This window comes from Robinsoniella sp., from assembly GCF_034124845.1.
The window spans coordinates 1-2,866 of sequence record NZ_JAWYAJ010000119.1 but is presented as its reverse complement, the minus strand read 5'-3'; the positions used below and the strand labels follow the sequence as shown (position 1 = coordinate 2,866).

The following is a 2,866-nucleotide window of genomic DNA, read 5'->3' as shown; positions in this document are numbered from 1 at the left end:
GTTCCTGGGAAAAAGTGCCTGCATCAACCACCAGATATTCTTCTGTCTCTGTTAAATCCAGAAGTTCGGCACGTTCCAGCCCTTCAGCCAGGACACGGAATATATTCTGCGGCAATTTTACTACCTGCTTTATCTCAACAATCGTCCCGATATGATACAAATCATCCAATTCGGGATCAGACAGATCCGGGTCTTTCTGCGTTACTACAAACAGCCTCTGTTCTTTTAGCATTGCTTCTTCTATGGCTCTGATCGATTTGGTCCTGCTGATATCAAAATGCACAATCATTGCAGGTAAAATGGTCATTCCCCGTAGGGCAACCGCCGGTATATTCTTTAATATTTCACTCATTTTTATCCCTCTAGTACAGTATTGCGTGAATTCCGATAAATAGAATGGACGTCACCAATTGTGCAATACGTTTTCAAACACGCCCTACGCAGTCTCTGAACTTATCTTTAGTTTTCTGCGCGCACTTTTTGATGGCAGCGCTCTCTCATCCCTGTGCATAATCTCGGGATCACCTGTACCTTCAATGGTTTCCTTATTTACTACGCATCTTTCAATTGTTTCATCGGAAGGAACGGTATACATCAGATCCATCATGGATTTTTCAAGGATAGCACGCAGTCCTCTGGCCCCGGTTTTTCTGGCAAGGGATTTTTCAGCAATTGCTTCTACTGCCCCTTCATCAAAGTCCAGATCAACTCCATCCAGTTCAAACAGCTTCTTGTACTGTTTGATAATAGAGTTTTTCGGCTCTCTTAAGATGCGAATCAGGGTATCTTTATCTAATGCTTCCAGTGAAACAGTTACCGGCACACGTCCGATAATTTCCGGTATCATACCAAATTTTACAAAATCCTGTGGAAGTACATGACGCAGGATTTCTCCGATGTCTTTTTCTCTCTTGTCTGCTATCTGAGCATTGAATCCCATTGATTTAGTATCCATACGGGTTTCAATGATTTTGTCCAGTCCTTCAAACGCTCCACCGCAGATAAACAGGATGTTGGTTGTATCGATCTGGATCAACTCCTGATGGGGATGTTTTCTGCCCCCCTGAGGCGGAACACTTGCAACGGTTCCTTCCAGAATCTTCAACAGTGCCTGCTGCACACCTTCTCCTGATACATCTCTGGTAATGGATGCATTTTCTGATTTTCTTGTAATTTTATCTATCTCATCAATATAAATAATTCCGTACTGTGCACGGTTAATATCGTAATCTGCTGCCTGAATGATTTTAAGCAGAATATTTTCAACGTCTTCTCCAACGTATCCTGCTTCTGTCAATGCGGTCGCATCTGCAATGGCAAAGGGTACATTTAATAATTTTGCCAGTGTCTGCGCCAATAGTGTCTTACCGGAACCGGTTGGTCCAAGCATCAGGATGTTACTTTTCTGAAGCTCTACACCAAGATCTTTTCCTGCCATAATTCTCTTATAGTGATTATAAACTGCTACGGACAACGCTTTTTTTGCATCATCCTGTCCGATTACATATTCATCCAAAAATGATTTTATTTCTTCGGGTTTCATGAGATTAATCTCGTCCCCGTTGTCCATTCCGAAATCATCTTCTAATTCCTCTTCGATAATTTCAGAACAGATTTCAATACACTCATCGCAGATATATACCCCGCTGGGCCCTGCAATCAGTTTTCGAACCTGATCTTCTGATTTGTTGCAAAACGAACACCGAACTTTCGGTTCTGCATATTTCCCTGCCATCTTTCCACCTCATAATGATTTCTTTGGCTGCAAAGAACAGCCCTTTTATAACTTCCAAATCTATATAAGACTCCCACTCACAGAGCAGGAGCCTTATCTTCATGCATCGTCTAACGATTTGCAATGACATCATCAATGATGCCGTATGCTTTTGCTTCTTCTGCACTCATATAGTGATCTCTCTCTGTATCCACTTCGATAACTTCAAGGGGCTGACCCGTATTTGCAGCAAGATGCTCGTTTAATTTTCTTCTTGTACCTAAGATCTGATCTGCAACAATCTTAATATCGGTTGCTTGTCCCTGTGCACCGCCGGATGGCTGGTGAATCATGATCTGTGAATTCGGAAGTGCAAATCTCTTACCTTTTGCACCGCCTGCCAGCAGAAATGCTCCCATGCTGGCTGCCATGCCCATACAAATAGTAGAAACATCGCATTTAATATAGTGCATCGTATCATAGATTGCCCACCCGGATGATACGGAACCACCCGGACTGTTAATGTAAAGGTGGATATCCTTTCCAGGATCTTCTGATTCTAAAAATAACAACTGTGCAACAATTAAGTTAGCACTGACATCATTTACTTCCTCACCGAGAAAGATAATTCTGTCTTTTAATAATCTTGAATAGATATCATAGGATCTCTCACCCCTGCTTGTCTGTTCAATGACATAAGGTACTAAGCTCATGATGACTCCTCCTGTCTATCTTCTATAATATATGTGTTCACCAAAAGTCTGATTAGATTTCTTTTGCAGCTTCGGTAACCATAGTTACTGCTTCCTGAATCGCTAAATCATTTTTGATCTGTTCTTTTTCATAATCGCCCATGATTTCTTTCAGTTTTTCTACTTCCATTTTGTACATTTCAGCCATTTTTGCTAATTCTGCTTCTACCTTCTCATCGCTGATCTGGATATCTTCTGCTTTTGCAACTGCTTCTAACACAAGGCTGTTCTGGATGCGTTTTTCAGCTTCCGGTCTCATCTGTTCGAATAATTTCTCAGCTGTCATTCCGGTAAACTGGAAGTACTGCTCTACGGATAATCCCTGAGACTGGATTCTTCTTGCAAAATCATCTGCCATCTGACGAACCTGTCCGTCTACCATTGGATCCGGAATTTCCAT

The 2,866-nt window shown here is 41.8% G+C and carries 3 protein-coding genes and 1 pseudogene; all 4 read right to left on the bottom strand.

Annotated elements, in window-relative coordinates:
• The coding region (locus ACH2DQ_RS05725) for an LON peptidase substrate-binding domain-containing protein (protein WP_395025916.1) at positions 1–352 on the bottom strand (352 nt) is incomplete at its 3' end.
• Positions 353–436: 84 nt separating this feature from the next.
• Entirely contained in the window at positions 437–1,735 is a 1,299-nt protein-coding gene (gene clpX / locus ACH2DQ_RS05720; RefSeq protein WP_394912227.1) for an ATP-dependent Clp protease ATP-binding subunit ClpX, read from the bottom strand.
• A gap of 110 nt (positions 1,736–1,845) precedes the next feature.
• Positions 1,846–2,427 carry an ATP-dependent Clp endopeptidase proteolytic subunit ClpP gene (clpP, locus tag ACH2DQ_RS05715; RefSeq protein ID WP_027296638.1) on the bottom strand — a complete coding sequence of 194 codons (582 nt, stop codon included), beginning with the start codon at positions 2,425–2,427 and terminating at the stop codon, positions 1,846–1,848.
• Between the two features lie 52 nt (positions 2,428–2,479).
• Positions 2,480–2,866: pseudogene (gene tig, locus ACH2DQ_RS05710) on the bottom strand (trigger factor); the annotation flags it as partial.

Coding starts and splice junctions, on each gene's coding strand:
- clpX (WP_394912227.1), bottom strand. CDS start 1,735: ATGGCAGGGAAATATGCAGAACCGAAAGTTCGGTGTTCGTTTTGCAAC.
- clpP (WP_027296638.1), bottom strand. CDS start 2,427: ATGAGCTTAGTACCTTATGTCATTGAACAGACAAGCAGGGGTGAGAGA.